Origin of the sequence: Flavobacterium sp. (assembly GCF_043722275.1) — a bacterium.
GTDB lineage: Bacteria > Bacteroidota > Bacteroidia > Flavobacteriales > Flavobacteriaceae > Flavobacterium.
In genome coordinates this window covers 1-20,969 of the sequence record NZ_JAYSPC010000034.1, presented here as the reverse complement: position 1 = coordinate 20,969, position 20,969 = coordinate 1, and the positions used below count along the sequence as shown (strand labels likewise).

Here is a 20,969-nt window from a genome sequence, read left to right as displayed (position 1 = left end):
GCGAGCAATACAAGCTTAGTTTAGTTTTGGCATAAGAAACTGAGACATTTTTTACAGTTTGACGTCGCTGCAAGAATGAGATTGTTTTCTTAAATGTAATAGGCCAATTACAATGGGATTGATAAGCTGTAGTAACCCATACAAAAAAACTAAGCCACTAAAAATATTTAACCGAAAAAATTAAAATCATGAACTTAGAAAATCAATTATTAGAAAATTTTCAGGTAGAAGAACTTGAAAAAAGGTATGAATTTGCTTGGGTTGAAAGTGTTGGAGGATCTATTGATACAGGCTCTGGAACTATTAAAATTGAAGTTCCTTTATAAAAATTAATATCGGATAATCTTACACTATTATTAACATAAATAAAATTATTAAAAATGAATACAGAAAATCAATTATTAGAAAAATTTCAGGTAGAAGAATTAGAAAAAAGATATGAGTTTCAATGGGTCGACAGTGCAAAAATTGGAGGTAGCTATGGGGGTGTTGAAGTTAATGTAGTTGTAGATTTGTAGTAATTAGAATGCCTAATCTAAAGGGGAATAATTATTTTTATTCCCTTTTTTCCTTAATTATAATATTTTATGAAATTTTTAAAATCGAAAAAAAAAACGTTTATACTTCTATTTTTGCTAGTATTTCAAATTGGGCTTTCTCAAGATAAAGTTCTTTTTGTTTTTGATCAAACAACAAATTTGCCTATTGAAAATGCAAACATTTTTTATCCTGATTTAAATGATGGAACATTTACAAATTCAGAAGGGAAAGCCTCAATTTATATCAAAAATTCGGATTTAAAAATTACAAGTCTAGGTTATGCAGATGTTGTATTGGAAATGAAAAAGAACAAAATTTCGGATACAATATTTATGATACCTATAATAGTTCAATTAGACGAAATTGTTATCAAATCATTTAATTTAAATAAAGCTTTACGATATGTATTAGATAAATATGAAGATTTATATGTTAGTATTCCGTTTGAGAAAGAATGCAATTTTAAAGAAACTGTGATTATTGATAATCAGTTAAAAAGATTGATTCTTGCAAAAGTTAATTGGTGGGATAAAACATATCAGCTTCAAAAAAAAAGCGATATAAAACTAAGATTAGGAGCAATAGATTATAATAAAAATGTTTCTCTTAATATTTATGTTGATGTTCCAAGGATTAATGAAAATAACAGTGGATATGTTGTTCCTAATTCATTGGTTAGTACTATTTATTTGAATTCACTTCTTTCAAATTTTATAAATTTCACTAAAAATATAACAAGCAAAATCGAAGAATCTCCTTCTAATCAGATTATTGCATCATTTGAGACCGATTGGTCAACTGCCAATAATGTTTCAAGTCGCTCAATAGGCAAGATTACTTTTGATAAACAATCAAGTGCAATTGTAGATTTTATCAATTCAGTAGAGTATAAAAATAATTTAGTAAAAGGAATCGTTAAAGAAAATAAAAAAGAGTCTGTTATTGAAACAAAAAAATCATATACAAGATTAACATTTTACAAAACGTTTAATGAGAAGTGGACATTGAAATCCTTTGAATCAAATATAGAAGGATCAATTTCTTACGATAACAAAATTCATCCATCCGTTTTCGGAAATTCTATCTACGTTTTAAAAGAAACTGCCGTAAGCAAGGTAAATAATGATGGATTAATTGATTTATCAAAACCTATTTATCAAAGTTTACCCGGCACAACAATTACGGGCACAAACTCAATTCTTTTAAATAAAGATGAAAGTGATTTCATAGAAAGCAAATAAAATGAAGTTTCAAAATTATATTCAGCAATTGAGTATTTCTCAGGATTTTAAAAATCTGATTTTAGATACAGATTTTAAAAATCGAAATCCTGCTTATTATCAAAATTACCCTTCTTTGTTTGCAAATGCATTTTGTATTTCAAAAAAGGAATTGGATTTGCTTGATATTGCTGGCTACTTATATTATCAGGCAACAATATTTACAGACAGTCTTATAGATGAAAAAGAATTATCTAAATTTCCTTTAATTACAATTTGCCAGGAAGAAAGCATTAAAATTCTAACTTCTGTTTATGGAATAGAAAATGATTTTTGGAAACTTTGGAATGAGCGAAAAAATGAATATTTAAAAGCTATTCATTTAGAAAAAAGCTTATCGAAGAAATCACTGGTATCAATTGTGGAGTATGAAATTCTGGCAGATAATAAAGCTGCTTTTGGCAAAGTTGCTATAGATTGTTTATTCAGTATCGACAATATAGATGAGAGTTTATACAAGCAATTATTGCTTTCACACAAATATTTCTCTGTTGCTTTTCAGCTAAATGATGATATCCAGGATTTTAAAGAAGATTTGGAGAAAGGGCAATTTAATTGGGCACTATATCTTTTGCAACAATATAGTATACCAAATCAAGATGCTAAAACTTTAGAGAAATACCTTTATGTAAAAGGTATTTCAAAAAAAATATATCAATTAGGAATTGAGTATTGTGATAAATCATTGAAAATTGTTCAGGATATAAATATTCCAAATTGGAAACAAATAATTATTGATACAAAAAAAAGCTTTTCAACAGCGATTATTGAAATAGATACTTATTTGGAAATTTTAACCTCTGGAATCAATTTATCAAATAAAATAATACCCGCGAATGATATAGAAAATAGTATTCAAACAGCTATTAACTTTTTAAAATCAAAACAAGAGGAAAATGGTTCTTGGCGTGAATATGTAAATCAGGGAGGAATTAGCAATACATGGTCTACAGCTTTTATTTTATCTAAAATATCTGAAAATTCACAATTGAAGATCATTTTTAAAAATGAAATAGAAAAAGCACTGCTTTTTTTAGATAGCCAATCTCTAATGACACTCTGGAGCTACAATACAACTTGGATCGAAGATGCAGATTCTACCAATTTTGTTTTTTTATCTTATGTTTTTAATAATAAAATTATTGAAAGTAATCTTTTAGAAAAATGGAAATCATTTCAAAAAACCGATGGAGGATTCTCAACTTATACCCAAAAAAGTAATTTGATAACGAAACTGGATGATAAACATATTACGGACGTAACAGGTTGGTTATCTAATCATAATTGTGTGACTGCGGTAAGCTTTTATTTTTTAGCAAATCGAAATTTAGAAAGTGAATCGTATACTAAAATTAAAAAGTATTTTGATGACAACCTTAAAAGTAAATTAAATTCATATTGGTGGACTGATCATATTTATACCTATTACTATCTGGCAAAGACGTATCACTTAATAAACGATTATCGAAAGTTAGACTTTATTATAAAGGAGTTAAAAACGAAACAAAATAGTAATGGAAGTTTTTCTGATAGATATGGCGAAAACTTTTTTTATACGGGGTTAGTTTTAGAAATTTTATTACTTGATAATAGCAATAAGTTAGACTCGCAGATAAAAAAAACAATTTCTTTCTTACTACAAAATCAATTTAGTGACGGATCTTGGAATAATTCCAATGCACTACAGATTCCTTTAGCAAATGATATTAAGCCTGCAGATTGCCATTTTCCTGTTGCAAACTATGGAATGAATGTCCGAGCTAAGGAATTCAACAGGCTATTTACAACTTCATCAATCCTAAAATCTATATCAATATATGCAACTAAATATAATTCCGTTAATTTCTGATGATATCACGTTTAATCCAATAAACAAAAGTGATTACTTTATTCATCAGACAATATATGATCATAGGGTAAAAATCTCTGTGGATCTATACAATTTTTTGCAGTTAATCGACAATCAAAAAGAATTAGATCTTATTATTTTAGAATACAATAAGATTTACAATTCTATAATTACTTATGAATTTGCTTATGATTTTTTATATAATAAATTGGCAAAGTTTGGAATTATTACAAGTCACAATATTGAAATAAAACCAAATGTTAAGCCCAGTTATTTGAAATTAAGTTTTATTGTAATTAATGAAAAAGTAGTTTCTAAATTGACTCAGTATTTAAAATTTTTATTTTTACCAAAAGTTTTAAAAAGTATTTTTGTTTTATCTATTTTATCATTAGTAATTAGTTTTTATCTCTTTAGTGATCAAATTTTTCATGCAAGTATGGCAAAATCTGAATGGTTGTTTTTTTTTATATTAAGTTTTGTAGGTGTTACTTTTCACGAATTTGGTCACGCTTCAGCGGCACACTATTATGGTGCTAAACATGGAGGTATTGGTGGAGGATTTTATTTATTCATGCCTGTATATTTTGCTGACGTAACAGATATTTGGAAATTACCAAAAGGACAGCGAATTGTTGTTAATATGGCAGGAATGTATTTTGAGGTAGTTTATGTCGTTTGTTTAATAGCTGTCGGATTATTTTTTAATTATCAGAACTTAATTATTCTCGCGTGCATATTTTCGATTTCAATATTACATAGCTTAAATCCATTTGTCAGAAGCGATGGATATTGGATTCTATCTGATGCTTTAGAAAAACCTAATTTAATGGCTCATGGTTTTTTTAAAATAAAACAAATTTTTAAGCCCAAAAAAGATTGGGTAAAAATTGACTATTTTATATTACTTTATGGTTTAGTAAGTTACAGTTTCATTGTTTTCTTTATTTATTTTGTAGTTATAAAAAATCCAAATTCAATTTTATATTTTCCTCAAAACAGTAAGAAATTCATTCTAGACTTATTTTCTAAAAACTCACATTTTTCACTAGCTGAATTAGGTAAACTATTTATTCCCATTTTATTCTTTTACTTATTGTTTGGACTATTGAAGAAATTCATTCCAATATTAATATTAAAAACAAAAACTATTATTAAAAATTATAAAGATAGAATTAGTGTGATTAATTAAAATGAAACGATCTCAATACAAGAAAGATCATATTTAAAAATTTCGTAGAGATTATGTGCGCTTCGCAGTCACAGATTTATTATTTTAGTAATTACCTTTATGATATTAAAACAAAACAGTTCATATTTAAGAAACAGTTTCCTAATATTTAATCATTCGTTAGAATATATGTTAATAAAATCAAATTTCAGGTTATGAAAAAAATTACCATCATTTTTGCAAGTATATTGTACTTTGCCATTATCATTTTATTGAGAAAATATTCAGGAAATCATATTATTTCCTTTCTTTTGGGTATTTCTAATGCCCTGGGTGTGACCTTTCTTATTTATTTGATTACTAATAAGACTTATTTAAAAAGAGAATAATATGAAATTTTTTAAGAGTAATTCATTTTATATTTTATTCGGAATCTTTGCCATAATGTTACTATTAGCTTATATATTTAATAAGGGAGAGGTTTTTGGGAGAGTATTATCAAAATAACAATTAAAAACTTTAAGAAGCATGAATAATTTTAATACAAAAGAAATGAAAGATGCCAAATTTTTAGAAATTGTTTTAACAGCAATTTTTCTATTATTCTTTCTATACTTTAGCGGTTATGAAATTGGCAAGGCATACTATTATTTCAATCATTAATTCAAATGAATCTTAACTTTCTTTAGATTAATATTTTTGTTTAATCATTAGACACAAATTCTGAAATGATAGTCAAACAAACCATAGATAATTTCAAAAAAGAAGGTAAAACAATTATAATTATAGCCCATAGAGTAAGTACAATTGCGAGTGCAGAAACAATTATGGTAATGCACAATGGCAAAATTATAGAATCTGGAAACCATCACGGTTTATTAGAGAAAAAAGAAAAATATTTTGATCTCTGGAAAAAACAAAGTTTGGTTTAAATATCGTGTGTTCTAATAAGTTAATCTTTTGGTTATTCTTATCTCAGGAATGCGTTGCTGTAAATCGTTAAAGAATTCATAGAATTACCTGATTTAAAACGCTACTAATTTAACGCCAAATCATTTACAATGTATTCTTTCAATCGCTGGGTTGTTGCCCAAATAAGGATATTGACTTCCTTGAAGTGATTTTACTCTAATTACGACATCAAGATGTATTTTTTTTCTTGTGTTTTTTACTCAATAGCAACATATAAAGTGGTTAGTCTGAAATCCCGACATACCACTTTTTCGTCTAGTTCGCCTTCTTTAAACATTGCATCATAAATTTACTCCGTTAGGAGTTTAATGTTGGTAGAAAATATTGATAGATAAAAAAATATAACAACCACAAAAATGTTAGATTTGAGCTACATTTTGTAAACGATAAAAAAGCCTTTAGAAAATTTTCTAAAGGCTTTTTTATAAATATTGGATTTATTTTTATTCAGCAATCACAGCATTTTTACGCTCTAATAACGCCATATAAAAACCGTCAAAACCTGATTCAGAAGCTAATATTTTACGATCTTTAATGAAAGTAAATTGCTTCCCGATTTCAGTTTTCAAGAATTTTTCTACTTGTTCCTGATTTTCTGATGGTAATATTGAACATGTTGCGTAAACTAATTTTCCGCCCGGTTTTACAATTTTAGAATAGCTTTCTAGGACTTCAGCCTGAACTTTACGAATGTTATCAATAAACTCAGGTTTTAATTTCCATTTGGCATCAGGATTTCTTTTTAAAACTCCTAAACCGCTACAAGGTGCGTCAATTAAAACACGATCAGCTTTTTCGTGTAATTTTTTGATCACTTTTGTTGTGTCAATGATTCTGTATTCAATATTAAAAGCGCCATTTCTTTTCGCTCTTAATTTTAATTGTTTTAGTTTGCTTTCATACAAATCCATTGCAATCAATTGTCCTTTATTTTCCATTAAGGAAGCAATATGCAATGTTTTTCCTCCGGCTCCGGCGCAAGTATCAACAATACGCATTCCTGGTTTTACATCCAGAAAACCGGCAACTAATTGTGAGTTAGCATCCTGAACCTCAAAAAGTCCTTGTTTAAAAGCATCTGTCAAAAAAACATTTGCTCTTTCTTTTAAAACTAAAGCTTCAGGCTGATCTTTTAAATATTCAGTTTCAATATTTAAATCCATCAAGGTGTTTCTCAGGCTTTCTTTAGTTCCTTTAAGCGTATTAGTTCTTAAAATAACTTTAGCAGGTTGGTTTTGAGCCGCAATTTCTGTAGCCCAGACTTTTTCGCCTAATTCTTTCACACCTAATTCGTCCATCCAGTCCGGAATAGATTCTTTTAATGCTCTGACTTTAGAAAGTTCATCAAAACGTCCTTTTATTTTTCTTTCAGGAGTTCCTTCTAATTGTTTCCAATCCGGAATTGGATATCCTCTTAAAACTGCCCAAACAGCGAACATTCTCCATAAATTCTCTCTGTCGAAAGGTTCTTTTACTTCGGCAATTTCTGCGTATAATCGTTTCCAACGAACAATTTCGTATATCGTTTCAGCAACAAACTTCCTGTCAGAACTTCCCCAACGTTTGTCTTTTTTTAATGCTCTTGCTACCACTTTGTCTGCATATTCTCCTTCATTGAAAATTGCATTTAAAGAATCGATGGTAGTATAAACTAAATTTCTGTGTAATCTCATTTTAAATATTTGAGTTGCAAAGGTACTATTAATTGATTGAAAGTTAAATTTTTAATTCTGATTGTTATTTTAACTTCCTTTAAAAAGAAAAAAACACTCTGATAAAGTTTAAAAGAGTGTTTTTGAATTTTTTTTGAAATGATTTACTTTATAATTCTGGTCAAGCCGATGTTTTCCGGAGCGTGAAGCACCATTGGGAATTTCTCTATTTTAACTGAGCTACTGTCTAAACCAAAAGCTCTTTCTTCAGATAAACTCAGTTTCTTGATAAAGAAATAAGAGTTCATGATAATGTTTTCGTGCCATCTTAAGTCGTTATCATTTGATAAAAATTTCTCAGATAATACAAATTTAAAATCACCAATAATATTGTTTTTGTTCAATGATTCGTAACGGCTGGTAATATCTACTTCGCCACGTTTCACCATATCGCGAATTACTTCTCTGAACATTAAATTGATTTTTGTAGGTTCTCTGAATCCTAAATTAAAATCGATTCTATAAATGTCGTCTTTAGCAATCTCGGTAACTGTGTATTGTGTTTTATAAGGTTCAGTAAGAATGTTTACGTGAACGAACCAATAAATATCAGCTCTTTTTGGACGTTTTTGTAATATGGAATAAATTACTTTTTCCTCTAATTCATCTACACGATTGGCATTTGTCATATAAACTAAATGCGTTGCATATTTCGGGATTGATAAGTCTTCGCTTAACTCCATTAATACTTTTTTATAATCGTCGATTTTGATGATTTTAGTGTAGCTTTTATTAATTTTCTTAGCCAGATACCAGATCGTCATAATAGAAATCAAAAGCATTGCAATAATTAACGTTACATATCCACCTTCGGCAAATTTTGTAATGTTAGCAATTAGGAAACTAAATTCTATCAGAAGATAAATAGTAATAAGCGGTACCATTAAATACAATTTTACTCTTTTCATTATTAAATAATAATTAAGTAAAATAGTAGTCATAATCATACATAAAATGATAGCAAGACCGTAGGCATGTTCCATATTTCCTGATTTCTGGAAGTGCAAAACGATTCCCACACAACCAAAAAACAATAACCAGTTAATTGACGGAATGTATAGTTGGCCTTTAACTTCAGTAGGATATTTAATTTTTACTTTTGGCCAGAAATTCAATCTCATTGCTTCGTTTATCAATGTAAACGAACCACTTATAAGTGCCTGAGAAGCGATTACGGCTGCTAAAGTTGCAACGACAATTCCGAATGGTAAAAACCAATGTGGCATGATGAGGTAAAAAGGATTTCCATTTTCTCCGCCTAATTGCTGTAATGTACTTCCTTCATGGTGAATTAAATATGCTGCCTGACCAAAGTAATTTAACACTAATGTAGTTTTTACAAAGATCCAGCTTATTCTGATGTTTTTTCTTCCACAGTGTCCCATGTCTGAGTACAATGCTTCTGCACCGGTTGTACATAAAAATACAAATCCTAGTACAAAAAAACCATCAGGATGAATAGACAATAAATGATAAGCGTAATATGGGTTTACTGCTTTTATTACTTCCGGATGACTTAAAATTTGTATTGTTCCCAAAGTTCCTAACATGGCAAACCAAATTAACATCATTGGAGCAAAGAATTTTCCAACGAGCTTGGTTCCAAATTGTTGTATGGTAAATAAGACAAATAAAATCCCGATAACAATATATACAATTGTCTGGGTTTCCATTGTAGGATAAAACGCTCTAATTCCTTCTACGGCAGATGATATTGAGATGGGCGGAGTAATAATTCCATCGGCAAGCAAGGCACTACCACCAATTATGGCGGGTACAATGAGCCATTGAATTTTAGTCTTTTTGACTAGTGCATAAAGTGCAAAAATACCACCTTCACCGTGATTATCAGCGCTTAAGGTAATAAGGACATACTTTATGGTAGTTTGAAGTGTTAATGTCCAGAAGACACATGAAATTCCACCTAAAACAATATCAGAATTAATGGCGTAATCGCCCAGTATGGCTTTCATTACATACAATGGAGAAGTACCAATATCTCCATAAATAATTCCTAATGTGATCAATAAACCCCCTATAGACAACTTACTGTGTAAGTTTTTATGCGATGCGCTCATGTATGTTTTTATAAAAGACGGTTGCAAATTTACTGTTTTAAAACAAATTAGAATCAATTATAAGAAAAAAGATAAAAAAAAGCACAATCGTCAAATTGTGCTTTAGTTTTTTATTTAGAAATGCGAATTTAATATTAACCTCTTCTTCCGCCGCCGCTTCTTGAACCAGAACTGCTTTCTCTTTGTGGCTGGCCGCTTCTTGACTCCTGACTTACTCTTGGAGCTTCAGAACGTTGCGTGTTTTGAGTGCTTTGTTGTCTTGCAGAGTTTCCTCTGCTTTCTGAACTTCCTCTGTTTTCTGAATAATTTCTGGGTGCTTCTGTTCTTTGAGTTGGAGCAGTATTATTATTCATACTGTTTTGAGAATTTGCTCTTTGAGAATTTGTGTTGTTTTGGCTATAATCTCTTCTGTTTTCTGTTCTCGGAGTATTTTCAACTCTTACAGAATTATTGTTACTGTTATTATTTACAGTTGCTGAATTTGATCTGTCTGTAGAAACACGATTTGTATTGTAATTTCTGTCTGTACCAGGAGTTCTGTTTTCAGTATAATTTCTATTTGGAGTTCTGTTATCTGTAGAAACTCTTGAAGAATTATTTCTGTTAGTATTATAAGAAGTATTTTGGTTTCTTCCTGATGATTCTCTGCTTGCAACACGTCTTTGATCTAAATCATATCTGTTAGTTACATTAGAATGTCTTTGAGCAAAACTGTAGTCAGGACGTCTTGTTTCATAACCATACGTACGTCTTGATGCATATAAAGCCGGAGCTCTGTAACTTCTTCTTGTATTTACATAATTATAATGATTGTTTACGTTGATACAAACATTTATGTTGCTTCTATATCTGTAAATGGGGTAAGGTCTCCAGGCAGCATAATAAGTTGGATACACATTCCAGGTCCAGCTAGAATAGTATGGTCTGTAATTTGTAACCCAAAATGAAGTATAAATTACCGGAGCTACGCTATAAACCGGCTCATAGATATAGTTGTCTCCGTATAAATAAGTGTTACCTACAACCTGAACACTAACTTTATTGTAATTATCTCTTTCTACATCAATTGTTGCAATATCCTGATAAACATCACGATCTAAAACAGACTGAATAATTACAACGTGAGTTCTGTCTTCTACAGATTCAATTACACGTAAATAATCAACCTGATCATCTCCATTTAAATCAAGATTGGATATTTGATATTTTGGATCATTCAAACGTCTTTCAAAATCCTGAAGATTCGCTGATTCACCAAACATAGAAGCTACTGCTCTTAAATCTAAGTTATCGCTTATATCTGAATTTTTTGCATAAACAGTAGTCTGGCTTTGTACTGCACAAGAACCTAAACCTATTGCTAACATGGCTATTAAAAGTATTTTCGTTTTCATTTTTAAATCATATTAAGATTAATATTCTGGGATATCCAATTACTGTGCCAGAAAAAAACACCTAACCTATTTCATATTTTGTAAATATTTGTATTTTAGCACCCATTAAACAATTATTTATATGAAAAAAGTACTTTTATTTTGTTGCGCATTTGTTTTATTTATGTCTTTCAAGACGTTGCATTACAATGATAAAGTAGCGTTAAATGGTTACTTTTCCAGTATTCAGGTTGACACTTTATTTAAGGATAAAATTAGTATTCGTGCGATATCAATAGACAAAAATAAAATTTGGTACGGTGGCGATAATTCTCGTTTTGGTTACTATGATTTAGATAAAAATGAGAAGTATGAAGAGCATATTTATCGTGATACTTTAAAGTTAGAATTTAGAAGCATTGCCCAGACTCCAAATGATGTATTTTTACTAAGTGTAGGAAATCCTGCGTTACTTTATCAGGTTTCTAAAAAAACAAAAAAAATAAAATTAGTTTATAAAGAAGTTAATGATAAAGTGTTTTACGACAGTATGCAATTCTGGAATGAAAAAGAGGGAATTGCTGTTGGTGATCCTACAGAAGATACTTTTTCTGTAATCATTACTCGTGATGGAGGAGAAACATGGACAAAACTATTATCTGATAAATTGCCTACAAATGCTGCTGGTGAAGCTGCTTTTTCTGCAAGTAATACAAATATCGTAATAAAAGGAAATGATACTTGGCTTGTTTCGGGCGGAAAAAAAGCAAGAACTTTTTATTCACCGGACAAAGGAAAAACATGGAAAGTTGTTGATACTCCTATAACTCAGGGGAAAGAAATGGCAGGAATTTTTACTGCTGATTTTTATGATTCAAAAATAGGCTTTATTGCAGGTGGTGATTATGATTTTCCTGAGAAGAATAAAGATAACAAGGCTTTTACTAAAGACGGAGGAAAAACATGGCAATTGATTGGTCAAAATGAAGGCTTTGGATATGCTTCATGTGTGCAATATGTTCCCGGAAGTAACGGAATGCAATTGGTTTGTGTTGGATCGGGAGGATTGCAATATTCTACTGATAATGGAGCTTCATGGGTTCAGTTATCGAATGATACAAAGCTTTTTACAATTCGATTTTTAAATAAAAATACTGCAATTGCAGCGGGTTATAATAAACTGGTTAGAATCAATTTTAAATAAAATAACAAGAACCCTAAATAATAAAGTAAGTATTATTATATAGGGTTCCTGTCGCTGTTGTTACGGTAAAAATAAACCTTAATCTTTTGCAGCTTTATCCCGGTATTGCTGCAAGAGTTTTCGATTAAAATCGTCTTCTGATTTTTTAAGTTTCAATATTTTTTTTGCTGATAAAACTTTCTTTAAACTAGTATTGTATTTATCACGCAAAAGATATAATTCCTTATCTGTACTTTCCATCTGAGATAAAAGTGTTACAGCGTCTTTTTCAGACATTGAATTGATGTTGTCATCATCTAATTTACGCATATACGTTTTCATTTTTTGATGTCTTAATTCAAATTGTTTATCGTCGTACGCATTATAAATGGGCCAGAACTTTTCAGCTTCTGTAGAAGTCAGCTCTAGTTCTGTTGTTAAAAAAGAAACTTTGTAAGCTTTGATTTTTTCACGTTTCTCATCTGTTTTTCCGCTTTGAGCGTAAAATGAAAAACTTATCAGAAATAGCATTATTGGAAATATATTTTTGATTTTCATCTTTAAGTTGTTTTATTCGGAAATTAAATGCTCAATATTAGGGTTTGTTGCCAGAATATCCTCCAGGGTTTCATCTTCAATTGCAACATTTTTACTTAGTTTTTTAATGTCTTTTGTATCTAGATTTTGAATCAGATCGTATTGGTTTAAATTAGACTGATAAGCTAAATAAGTTTCTAAAGTATCTTCGTCAAGTTCTTTAGAGGTATTATTGTAATTGTTTACTATAGGAATCATCATTGCAATTACAACTACTGCTGCAGCAAGTAATGAAAGTACCTTTTTACGTTTGTAAATCGGAATTACTTTTACTTCTTTTTCTTCGCTTATCTGTTGTAAAACCTTTGCCGAAAAATCATCAAAATAATTTTCCGGAGTTTTAAATCCAGTGGCTATTTTCGGTTCGTTTTCTAATTTAAATGCTTTCATAATGTCTATAAGATATGTTTTATAACAAAAGGTTTAATTTGATGTAACATATAATTCAATTTTTTTTACTGCATGATGATAAGATGCCTTCAAAGCACCAACTGAAGTTCCAAGAATTTCAGCAATTTCTTCGTATTTTAATTCCTGAAAATATTTCATTTTAAAAACCAATTGTTGCTTTTCTGGCAAGGTTACAATCGCTTTTTGAAGTTTTATCTGAATTTCGTCACCGTCAAAATAAACATCAGCCTTTAAATTGTCGATGGTTTTATTTTGCAATGCTTCAGATGATAAGCCGCTTAGTTTTGCTTTTTGATTTAAAAAAGTCAATGCTTCGTTAGTTGCAATTCGATACATCCAGGAAAAAAGCTTACTTTCTCCCTTGAAATTTTTTAGATATTGAAAAACTTTTACGAAAGTATTCTGCAAAACATCATTAGTATCATCGTGATTCAAAACGATGTTCCGAATATGAGAATATAATGGTTTTTGATAATCAGATACGAGTTTTTGAAACGCTGTATTTTGCGTTTGAGGATTTAATAATTGAGCTATAAATTCCTTCTCGTCTGTCAAATTTTTCGATTTACTTTATTAGAATGAATTTTAAACAAAAGGTTTAATGCCAATTATTTTAGAATTCTGATTGTTCCTCTTCAGTAGTTGGTTTTGGTGTCGTTTTTGGCGTTTCTGCTGCTGGTTTTGGAGTAGTTGATGCTGCTGCAGGATTGTATGCAGGAACTTCTTTAACCACCGGAACCACTTTTGGTTTTATCGGATAATAAATCTCCGTTACCAACTTAGACGGGCTTTTTACATCTAATTTGCTAACAGCTAAAATTTCAAGATGAGACCAGCTCAATTCAGGAATGATTTTTTCATTATTGATAAAAGCAGTGGTTTTTGCCATTGCTTCATTAAGATGTGTGTAATCACCTGTTAAAGTTGTTTTTACAGCTTCAAATCCGTTTAGTGTTCCGCCTAAAATATCACTTCCGGATGTGGTCATGATTTCCTTATTTGTAGGTAAACAAATAGAAATTTTTGCTAATCCGGTTGCGGTGTTGTAAGTATGATAAATAATAAAAGGTTTTCCGTTTGTTGATAAACCATTGTTTTGGCTAAATTCGATAAGTTTAGGAATTACAATTCTGGCGTTTTTATTAATTTTTGCAATTTCACTCGTAAAAGTTTGTTTTATATAAGCAGTTTCTGTTTTCTTCACTATTCCGTTTACTTTTATGGTAAAAGTTTTAGTTTCAAAATCTAAGTTTTTATCAATATTCGCAAGGCTTTTTTCATAAATAGTTCCAATAACTTTGTCAGAACCTCCGTTTAGAGCCGCATATACCTTGAATAAAAAACTCATCGTTCCGCTTGATTTCCAGGTAACTTTTGTTTTTCCTGCCAGCGTATCTTTAAGCGTCCAGTTTACATCAGCTTCTGAACCGTCATATTTCATTTTTTGCTGAATACTTTCTCCTTCTATAGCTTTTAATGTAATTGCATTTCCTTTTCCTTCGGTTCCGTCCCAATAAAATGAAGCGCCGTTTCCGGTAGTTTTATTTGGGAAAGTCATTTTTATCGTAGAATCTTCAATAGCCCACGATTCAAAATCCTCATAATTTCTAAAATCATTTATATAATTATAAACGGTTGCTCTTGGTGAATTGATGACTTTGCTTCTTTCAACAGAAAAATTCCCTTTTTGGGTAGCGACAAAAACAGTCAGGGCAACTAAGCTTAATAATAGTAATAGAAACAAATATTTTAGAATCTTCATTGGAGTCGGTTATTTTGTGTCGTAAAGTTATAAATTTTATTACTAGTCACGTTAATTGTGCCGCAATAAAAGTAAACTTTATGAAATTTATATTCATCAAAAAAAGCTTTAAAACAAAACGGTTCTGAAGAAGTTTAATTGTAAATTTTTCAGAAATTATTTCATTCTAAATATAGTAATAAATTCTTGAAGTTATCTTTTAAAGAAAAATTTGATCACAAACAAAAGGGCAATAAAAATCAAAAATGCTATAAGTACTTTGTAGTTTCCTTTGTAGAAGATTTTGTGTAATGCAAGATCTTTTCGATAAGCAAATATCATTACGATTACAAATGCAATAAAAAAACAGAGCGCGAATATTAATTGTCCTTGACTAAACATAGTAAAAATTATTTTTGACAAATTTAGAGAATTGTATATGAATAGTTGCTAATTTGGCATTTCATTTAAGCAAATAAAATCATGAGGAAACAACTTGATGCAGTAACTGAATTTCATACTGCTTTTAAAATAGGTCACAGTCAAACGCCAATTGCAGATTTGGGTGAAATTAAAAAAACACTTCGTTATAATTTAATGAAAGAGGAGAACGAGGAGTATCTTGAAGCAGTTCAAAACAATGATTTAGTTGAAATTGCTGATGCTCTTGGAGATATGATGTATATTTTGTGCGGAACAATTATCGAACACGGTTTGCAGGATAAAATCGAAGCTGTTTTTGATGAAATTCAGCGTAGTAATATGAGTAAATTAGGCGAAGACGGTCAGCCAATTTATAGAGAAGACGGTAAAGTATTAAAAGGTCCGAATTATTTTAAACCTGATTTTTCCAAATTACTTTAAAAATATAAATCCCTAATAAGTTAAAACTATTAGGGATTTTTTAATTTCTGGTTATTCAGCGTTTGGAATATCTTCTAAACGATAATAAATTTTCAAACCTTTTTCTTGTGCAATTCTAACATCATTATCAGCTCCTTTTGATGCGCCTTCAAGACGAAGAACTGCATCACATTTTTCCAGAAGTCTGTGCGCGACAGGATATTGTATTTCGTCCCAAACGCTGTCGCCAATATTTTTGGATCCGGCTAAATGCATTAATGGTAAAGCCAGCCATTCGCCAATTACAGGCAAATGTCCCTTTCTAAATAAAGGAAGTGCTACGGCTTCTAGTTTTTCTAAATTTTCTTGAATTAATTTAGGATCATCATTTGTCCCGCCACGATAAGGACCTGCAATAAGTATCATCATAATGTTTTATTTTTTACAAATCACGTGAAGATATGAAACTAAAAAAATAATGTAGTTTAAGAAAAAGATCTATTTGTTTTTATTTGCCCGAATCATGCTTAAAAACTCCGGAGTAATTCCTAAATACGATGCAATTTGTTTTTGTGTAACTTGTTGTGCTACTTTAGGATATTTGTCCAGAAAAGATAATACCGCTGTTCTGCCGAAAGTGAAAGGTTTTGGATCACTCTTAATTGTTCCCTTATATAAGCGTTTTGCATTATGATTCTAAAAAACCGTTCAAATTTTGGAATTTTAAGATATAATTCATCTAAATCTTCTTTTTGTAAATAGAAAATAATGCTGTCTTCTATTGTTTCAATATTCAGCATTGCAGGTTGTTGGTTTATAAAACAGGACATATCTGTAATCCACCAGTCGGCAATTGCAAACATGATTGTCGATTCTTTTCCTTCGGGACTTCTGTAAAAAGCTCTTAAAGTTCCGGATTGGACAAAATTTATTGTTCGGCAAATTTCTCCTTCTTTTAAAATAATACTTTTTTTAGGATATTTCTTTTCCTTCAAAATAGAAAGAAAGTATGAAATTTCATTTTCGTCAAGCGAAATATGTTTGGCAATATTATTTAAAACAAGATTTTCGTTCATTTTTTATGGCTTCTATAAAATAAGAAACCCGACAGATTTTAAAAAACTGTCGGGTTTGTGAATCAATACTAAATACGATTTATTGCACTTTTACAGTCCAGCCAAATGTATCTTCAGTTAATTTATTTTGAAGGCTTGTTAGTTTTTCTTTTAAAAGAGAAGCATATGAATTTTCCACCGGAGTCATTTCATAATAAACATCCTGATAAGAGAAACCTTTGATAACGCTTACTACCGCAGCAGTTCCGGCTCCGAAGATTTCTTTCAGCGATCCGTTTTTAGCCGCTTCAACTAATTCTGAAACAATAACAGGACGAACATCAACTTTAAGACCTTCTTTTTCTGCCATGGCAATCAAACTTTTTCTGGTAACACCATCTAAGATTCTTTCGCTTGTTGGAGCAGTTAATAAAGTATCATTAATTCTAAAGAAAACGTTCATTGTTCCCGCTTCTTCTAATTTAGTATGCGTTGCATCATCTGTCCAGATCACTTGTTGAAAGCCATCTTTATTTGCTAAATTAGTTGGGTAAAATTGTGCACCATAGTTTCCGGCAGCTTTTGCAGCACCAATTCCACCATTTGCAGCCCTACTATAATGTTCCGCAATAATTACTTTTACTTCGCCGGCATAATACGATTGTGCAGGAGAAAGTAAAATCATAAATTTATATTCGTCAGAAGGATTAGCAACAACACCAGCGCCGGTTGCAATCATAAAAGGACGAATGTACATGCTGCTTCCGTTTCCTTTTTGAACCCATTCCTGATCAATTTTCAAAAGTTCATTCAAACCATCCATAAAAATAGATTCCGGAACTTCAGGCATTGCCATACGAATTGCAGAATTATTAAAACGTTTGAAGTTTTCATCAGGACGAAACAACCAAACATCGTTATTGTCATCCTTATAAGCTTTCATTCCCTCAAAAATAGCTTGTCCGTAATGGAAGACTTTTGAAGAAGGGTCCATTAAAATTGGAGCATAAGGCTTAATGACAGGATTTTGCCACTCTCCGTTTTTAAAATCACATTCGAATAAATGGTCTGTAAAAACAGCACCAAAGCTTAAGTTTTGAAAGTCTACTCCGCTTATTTTTGACGAAGTGGCTTTTCTGATTTCAATTTTGCTTGTTTGAGTTGTACTCATAATTATATAAAGGTTTTTATGTAATTACATTACAATAGAAGATTCTAAAGTAATGATTTGGTGTAAATAGAATTTATTAAATGCAAAATTAAGTAAAAATATATAATTTACTTAGTAAAACTGCATTATTTATGCCCTTTAACTGAGATTTATTTATCTTATAATAAAGTCAAAAAATTAGGACATTTTTATAAAGAATTTATGAAAAAACAGCCGTTTTTTAAGGCTTTACGCATTTGTTTTGATTAAATTTGACTCGTAAAAAACGCTGAATACCAATAATATCAGATTATAAAATCCGAAAATAGTGAAAAGAGAAATAATTAAAACGTTAGATGGTTCAACAACAATTCATTTAGAAGAGTGGGATGAATGCTATCATTCAAAAAATGGTGCCATTCAGGAAGCGAAACATGTATTTATAAAAAACGGACTTTCATTATTCGGTAATAATCCTGTAAGTATTCTTGAAATTGGTTTTGGGACAGGTTTAAATGCTTTTGTTACTTTTTTAGAAGGTAATCAAAAAAATCAGAAGATTGATTATGTTGGAGTAGAAGCGTATCCGGTTGATGCGGTAGAAGTTTTGGCAATGAATTATGTTACGGAACTTGATGCATTGGAATTTGAGAACATTTTTCAAAAAATGCATAAATGTGAATGGAATGAAAAAGTTGAAATTTGCAATGCTTTTTCGTTAACCAAAAGGAAACAATTTTTTCATGAAATCAACGATTTTGAAACTTTTGATTTGATTTACTTTGATGCCTTCGGATATAGAGTGCAGCCGGAGCTTTGGAGTACTGAAATTTTTCAAAAAATGTACAATAGTTTAAAGCCAAATGGTGTCTTAGTAACATACGCCGCTCGCGGAGTTGTTAAAAGAAGCATGATTGAAGTTGGTTTTATAGTTAAAAAATTACCGGGACCTCCTGGAAAACGAGAAATGTTTAGAGCCTTTAAAAAGGTTTAAATGAGTTGTTTAGAATCGTTCTATATTGATTTATATTTATTAAGAAAACGTATTCGTAATTATAGTTTTTAAAAAAATAAGTTAAAATGAGTGCTTATGAATCATATTTGATTAAATTTGTGCGAGTTTAGAAATATAGATAACCCCCAAAATCTTATTTTATTATGTCAAAAATGATGTTTGATTACACGAAATCGATACTTGAGAGAGTAAGTTTCGACCCGATACTTTTCTGTAAAGAATTAGAGAAAGCTATCAAAACCCTGTTACCATACGAAATGGAACAATTACAAGAATGGTTAATGAATTTTATTATTGAAAAACCAGAACTAAAACAAAGTTTACTACTAATCAAAGTATAAAAAAAGGAGCCAATTTGGCTCCTTTTTTATTGTCTATTTCTTTGGTAACGGACTTATGATTTGAACATTTTGAAAAACAATTGCTCCTTTAACAACTCCGGCAATTGTAGATCTGAGCGCGTCAATGATATGCATTTTCAATTCGCTTTTTGGGTAAATCAAACTTACTTCACGAGCAGGTTTTGGTTCCTTAAAGTTTCGTAGTTTCAGTTTATCGGACTCTTTTAAATCTAAAGTGTGCAAGTACGGAAGTAATGTTGTACCCAAACCTTCATCGGCTAATTTGATCAGAGTTTCAAAACTTCCGCTTTGAATCTGAAAATTATTCTGGTCAATATCAGAACCGTTTTTGCATAAATTCAAAATTCCGTCTCTAAAACAATGACCATCCTGCAAAAGTAAAATTTCATTTAAATTTAAATCAGAAACTTCAATTTCTTCTTTTTGAAAACTCGAATGGCTTTCTGGTATGTAAGCGACAAAAGGCTCAAAATATAAAACAATCTCTTTTATTTTTTCATCTTCAAGCGGAGTTGCAGCAATTGCAGCGTCAAGATGACCGTTTTTTAATTTCAGAATAATTTCATCTGTATTTAATTCTTCTATTAAAAGTTTCACTTTAGGATATTTCTTAATGAAGTTATTTAAAAACATGGGTAAAAGTGTTGGCATAATGGTAGGGATGATTCCTAAACGAAATTCTCCTCCAATAAAACCTTTTTGCTGTTCTACAATATCTTTAATTCTATCGGCTTCATTTACAATATTCTTTGCCTGATTGACAATTTTTTGACCAATATCAGTAAGTTGGATAGGTTTTTTGCTTCTGTCGAAAATCAGAATATTAAGTTCGTCTTCAATTTTTTGGATTTGCATACTTAAAGTAGGCTGGGTAACAAAACATTTTTCGGCAGCAAGAGTAAAATTTTTATGTTCTGCAACTGCTAACACATATTGTAATTGAGTAATCGTCATTTTGATAGTATTTTGTGATGCAAAAATAAGAAAATATAATTTTTTTTTATAACATTTTTAAAGAAGTTATTTTAAATTTGTAGTAAACATATTATAAAAGAAAAAAAAGATGAAAACAAATATTTTAGGATTGCCTGTAAAAGAATCAGAATTGTTAGTAAAAGAATTAAATATTCTGTTATCAAATTTTCAGGTTTATTATCAAAATTTAAGAGGAATTCACTGGAATATCCGTGGTAAGCGTTTCTTTGACTTGCATATAAAATTTGAAGAATTATATAATGATTTACTTTTAAAAGTAGATGAAGTTGCGGAACGTATTTTAACACTTGGCCATACGCCAAATCATAAATATTCTGATTACAAAAAAACCTCTGAAATTGCAGAAAGCAGCCAGGTTTCAAATGGCATTAAAGCGGTAGAAGATATTTTACATTCGTTTAAAGTAACTATTTCTATTCAGCGCCAATTACTTGATTTATCTGCCGAAGCCGGCGATGAAGGCACAAACGCATTGATGAGTGATTACATACGCGCACAAGAAAAATTAGTTTGGATGTATTCTGCTTTTTTAAATAAGTAGATTCTTATTTCGAAGAAGATTGTTTTTCCACGGAACAAACACAACTTTTATGCTGTTTTTGTAAAAAGGATACTCAGCAATGGTTATATTTACAAAAAAA

At 30.3% G+C, this 20,969-nt stretch carries 25 protein-coding genes; 13 read left to right on the top strand and 12 right to left on the bottom strand.

Annotation, left to right across the window (positions count from 1 at the left end; genetic code table 11):
- Window positions 1-188: 188 nt before the first annotated feature.
- The 8 genes from ACHZDT_RS04430 (at window position 189) to ACHZDT_RS04395 (ending at window position 5,772) form a co-directional block, all read left to right on the top strand.
- Window positions 189-326 carry a hypothetical protein gene (locus ACHZDT_RS04430; protein ID WP_394773438.1) on the top strand — a complete coding sequence of 46 codons (138 nt, stop codon included), beginning with the start codon at window positions 189-191 and terminating at the stop codon, window positions 324-326.
- A gap of 54 nt (window positions 327-380) precedes the next feature.
- Window positions 381-518 carry a hypothetical protein gene (locus ACHZDT_RS04425; protein ID WP_394773437.1) on the top strand — a complete coding sequence of 46 codons (138 nt, stop codon included), beginning with the start codon at window positions 381-383 and terminating at the stop codon, window positions 516-518.
- Window positions 519-632: 114 nt separating this feature from the next.
- Window positions 633-1,781 carry a hypothetical protein gene (locus tag ACHZDT_RS04420; protein WP_394773436.1) on the top strand — a complete coding sequence of 383 codons (1,149 nt, stop codon included), beginning with the start codon at window positions 633-635 and terminating at the stop codon, window positions 1,779-1,781.
- A 115-nt stretch (window positions 1,782-1,896) separates the two neighbouring features.
- The gene (locus ACHZDT_RS04415; RefSeq protein ID WP_394773435.1) at window positions 1,897-3,669 is read left to right on the top strand and encodes a prenyltransferase/squalene oxidase repeat-containing protein; all 1,773 of its coding nucleotides are present in this window, start codon (window positions 1,897-1,899) and stop codon (window positions 3,667-3,669) included.
- Window positions 3,670-3,943: 274 nt separating this feature from the next.
- The gene (locus ACHZDT_RS04410) at window positions 3,944-4,861 is read left to right on the top strand and encodes a peptidase, M50 family protein (protein WP_394773434.1); all 918 of its coding nucleotides are present in this window, start codon (window positions 3,944-3,946) and stop codon (window positions 4,859-4,861) included.
- A 194-nt stretch (window positions 4,862-5,055) separates the two neighbouring features.
- Window positions 5,056-5,229 (top strand): hypothetical protein, encoded by a 174-nt coding sequence (locus ACHZDT_RS04405; RefSeq protein WP_394773433.1) that lies wholly within the window; start codon window positions 5,056-5,058, stop codon window positions 5,227-5,229.
- 139 nt (window positions 5,230-5,368) lie between these two features.
- Window positions 5,369-5,503 carry a hypothetical protein gene (locus tag ACHZDT_RS04400; RefSeq protein WP_394773432.1) on the top strand — a complete coding sequence of 45 codons (135 nt, stop codon included), beginning with the start codon at window positions 5,369-5,371 and terminating at the stop codon, window positions 5,501-5,503.
- 65 nt (window positions 5,504-5,568) lie between these two features.
- Entirely contained in the window at window positions 5,569-5,772 is a 204-nt protein-coding gene (locus ACHZDT_RS04395; protein WP_394773431.1) for a hypothetical protein, read from the top strand.
- Window positions 5,773-6,255: 483 nt separating this feature from the next.
- Here the strand turns inward: ACHZDT_RS04395 and ACHZDT_RS04390 are convergent, their stop codons facing one another.
- The 3 genes from ACHZDT_RS04390 to ACHZDT_RS04380 form a co-directional block, all read right to left on the bottom strand.
- Window positions 6,256-7,485 carry an RsmB/NOP family class I SAM-dependent RNA methyltransferase gene (locus ACHZDT_RS04390; protein WP_394773430.1) on the bottom strand — a complete coding sequence of 410 codons (1,230 nt, stop codon included), beginning with the start codon at window positions 7,483-7,485 and terminating at the stop codon, window positions 6,256-6,258.
- A gap of 143 nt (window positions 7,486-7,628) precedes the next feature.
- Window positions 7,629-9,602 (bottom strand): KUP/HAK/KT family potassium transporter, encoded by a 1,974-nt coding sequence (locus ACHZDT_RS04385; RefSeq protein ID WP_394773429.1) that lies wholly within the window; start codon window positions 9,600-9,602, stop codon window positions 7,629-7,631.
- A gap of 134 nt (window positions 9,603-9,736) precedes the next feature.
- Window positions 9,737-10,996: a hypothetical protein gene (locus tag ACHZDT_RS04380; protein ID WP_394773428.1), complete on the bottom strand. Its 1,260-nt coding sequence runs from the start codon at window positions 10,994-10,996 to the stop codon at window positions 9,737-9,739.
- A 121-nt stretch (window positions 10,997-11,117) separates the two neighbouring features.
- On the opposite strand from ACHZDT_RS04380, the gene ACHZDT_RS04375 reads away from it, so the two are divergent.
- The gene (locus tag ACHZDT_RS04375; RefSeq protein WP_394773427.1) at window positions 11,118-12,179 is read left to right on the top strand and encodes a WD40/YVTN/BNR-like repeat-containing protein; all 1,062 of its coding nucleotides are present in this window, start codon (window positions 11,118-11,120) and stop codon (window positions 12,177-12,179) included.
- Window positions 12,180-12,257: 78 nt separating this feature from the next.
- Here the strand turns inward: ACHZDT_RS04375 and ACHZDT_RS04370 are convergent, their stop codons facing one another.
- The 5 genes from ACHZDT_RS04370 to ACHZDT_RS04350 form a co-directional block, all read right to left on the bottom strand.
- Window positions 12,258-12,716, bottom strand: a complete 459-nt coding sequence (locus ACHZDT_RS04370; protein ID WP_394773426.1) for a sensor of ECF-type sigma factor — start codon at window positions 12,714-12,716, stop codon at window positions 12,258-12,260.
- A gap of 12 nt (window positions 12,717-12,728) precedes the next feature.
- Window positions 12,729-13,145 (bottom strand): hypothetical protein, encoded by a 417-nt coding sequence (locus ACHZDT_RS04365; RefSeq protein WP_394773425.1) that lies wholly within the window; start codon window positions 13,143-13,145, stop codon window positions 12,729-12,731.
- Between the two features lie 33 nt (window positions 13,146-13,178).
- A complete protein-coding gene (locus ACHZDT_RS04360) occupies window positions 13,179-13,721 on the bottom strand; it encodes an RNA polymerase sigma factor (protein WP_394773424.1) in 543 nt (180 codons plus the stop codon).
- A 58-nt stretch (window positions 13,722-13,779) separates the two neighbouring features.
- A complete protein-coding gene (locus tag ACHZDT_RS04355) occupies window positions 13,780-14,928 on the bottom strand; it encodes a transcriptional regulator (protein WP_394773423.1) in 1,149 nt (382 codons plus the stop codon).
- A 192-nt stretch (window positions 14,929-15,120) separates the two neighbouring features.
- The gene (locus ACHZDT_RS04350) at window positions 15,121-15,309 is read right to left on the bottom strand and encodes a hypothetical protein (protein WP_394773422.1); all 189 of its coding nucleotides are present in this window, start codon (window positions 15,307-15,309) and stop codon (window positions 15,121-15,123) included.
- 81 nt (window positions 15,310-15,390) lie between these two features.
- Here ACHZDT_RS04350 and ACHZDT_RS04345 point away from each other — a divergent pair, with 81 nt between their 5' ends.
- On the top strand, window positions 15,391-15,771 hold the full coding sequence (locus tag ACHZDT_RS04345) for a nucleoside triphosphate pyrophosphohydrolase family protein (RefSeq protein WP_213307686.1): 381 nt from the start codon (window positions 15,391-15,393) through the stop codon (window positions 15,769-15,771).
- Between the two features lie 51 nt (window positions 15,772-15,822).
- Here ACHZDT_RS04345 and ACHZDT_RS04340 read toward each other — a convergent pair whose 3' ends face one another.
- From ACHZDT_RS04340 to ACHZDT_RS04330, 3 genes are all read right to left on the bottom strand, one after another.
- The gene (locus ACHZDT_RS04340) at window positions 15,823-16,179 is read right to left on the bottom strand and encodes a DUF4406 domain-containing protein (RefSeq protein WP_394773421.1); all 357 of its coding nucleotides are present in this window, start codon (window positions 16,177-16,179) and stop codon (window positions 15,823-15,825) included.
- Between the two features lie 158 nt (window positions 16,180-16,337).
- Window positions 16,338-16,826, bottom strand: a complete 489-nt coding sequence (locus ACHZDT_RS04335; protein ID WP_394773420.1) for a Crp/Fnr family transcriptional regulator — start codon at window positions 16,824-16,826, stop codon at window positions 16,338-16,340.
- Window positions 16,827-16,905: 79 nt separating this feature from the next.
- Window positions 16,906-17,976: a branched-chain amino acid aminotransferase gene (locus tag ACHZDT_RS04330; protein ID WP_394773419.1), complete on the bottom strand. Its 1,071-nt coding sequence runs from the start codon at window positions 17,974-17,976 to the stop codon at window positions 16,906-16,908.
- 307 nt (window positions 17,977-18,283) lie between these two features.
- Here ACHZDT_RS04330 and mnmD point away from each other — a divergent pair, with 307 nt between their 5' ends.
- On the top strand, window positions 18,284-18,949 hold the full coding sequence (gene mnmD / locus ACHZDT_RS04325; RefSeq protein WP_394773418.1) for a tRNA (5-methylaminomethyl-2-thiouridine)(34)-methyltransferase MnmD: 666 nt from the start codon (window positions 18,284-18,286) through the stop codon (window positions 18,947-18,949).
- A gap of 164 nt (window positions 18,950-19,113) precedes the next feature.
- On the top strand, window positions 19,114-19,311 hold the full coding sequence (locus ACHZDT_RS04320) for a hypothetical protein (RefSeq protein WP_065450557.1): 198 nt from the start codon (window positions 19,114-19,116) through the stop codon (window positions 19,309-19,311).
- Between the two features lie 33 nt (window positions 19,312-19,344).
- Here ACHZDT_RS04320 and ACHZDT_RS04315 read toward each other — a convergent pair whose 3' ends face one another.
- The gene (locus ACHZDT_RS04315) at window positions 19,345-20,286 is read right to left on the bottom strand and encodes a LysR substrate-binding domain-containing protein (protein WP_394773417.1); all 942 of its coding nucleotides are present in this window, start codon (window positions 20,284-20,286) and stop codon (window positions 19,345-19,347) included.
- Window positions 20,287-20,395: 109 nt separating this feature from the next.
- On the opposite strand from ACHZDT_RS04315, the gene ACHZDT_RS04310 reads away from it, so the two are divergent.
- Window positions 20,396-20,869, top strand: a complete 474-nt coding sequence (locus ACHZDT_RS04310; protein WP_394773416.1) for a Dps family protein — start codon at window positions 20,396-20,398, stop codon at window positions 20,867-20,869.
- Window positions 20,870-20,969 lie beyond the last annotated feature (100 nt).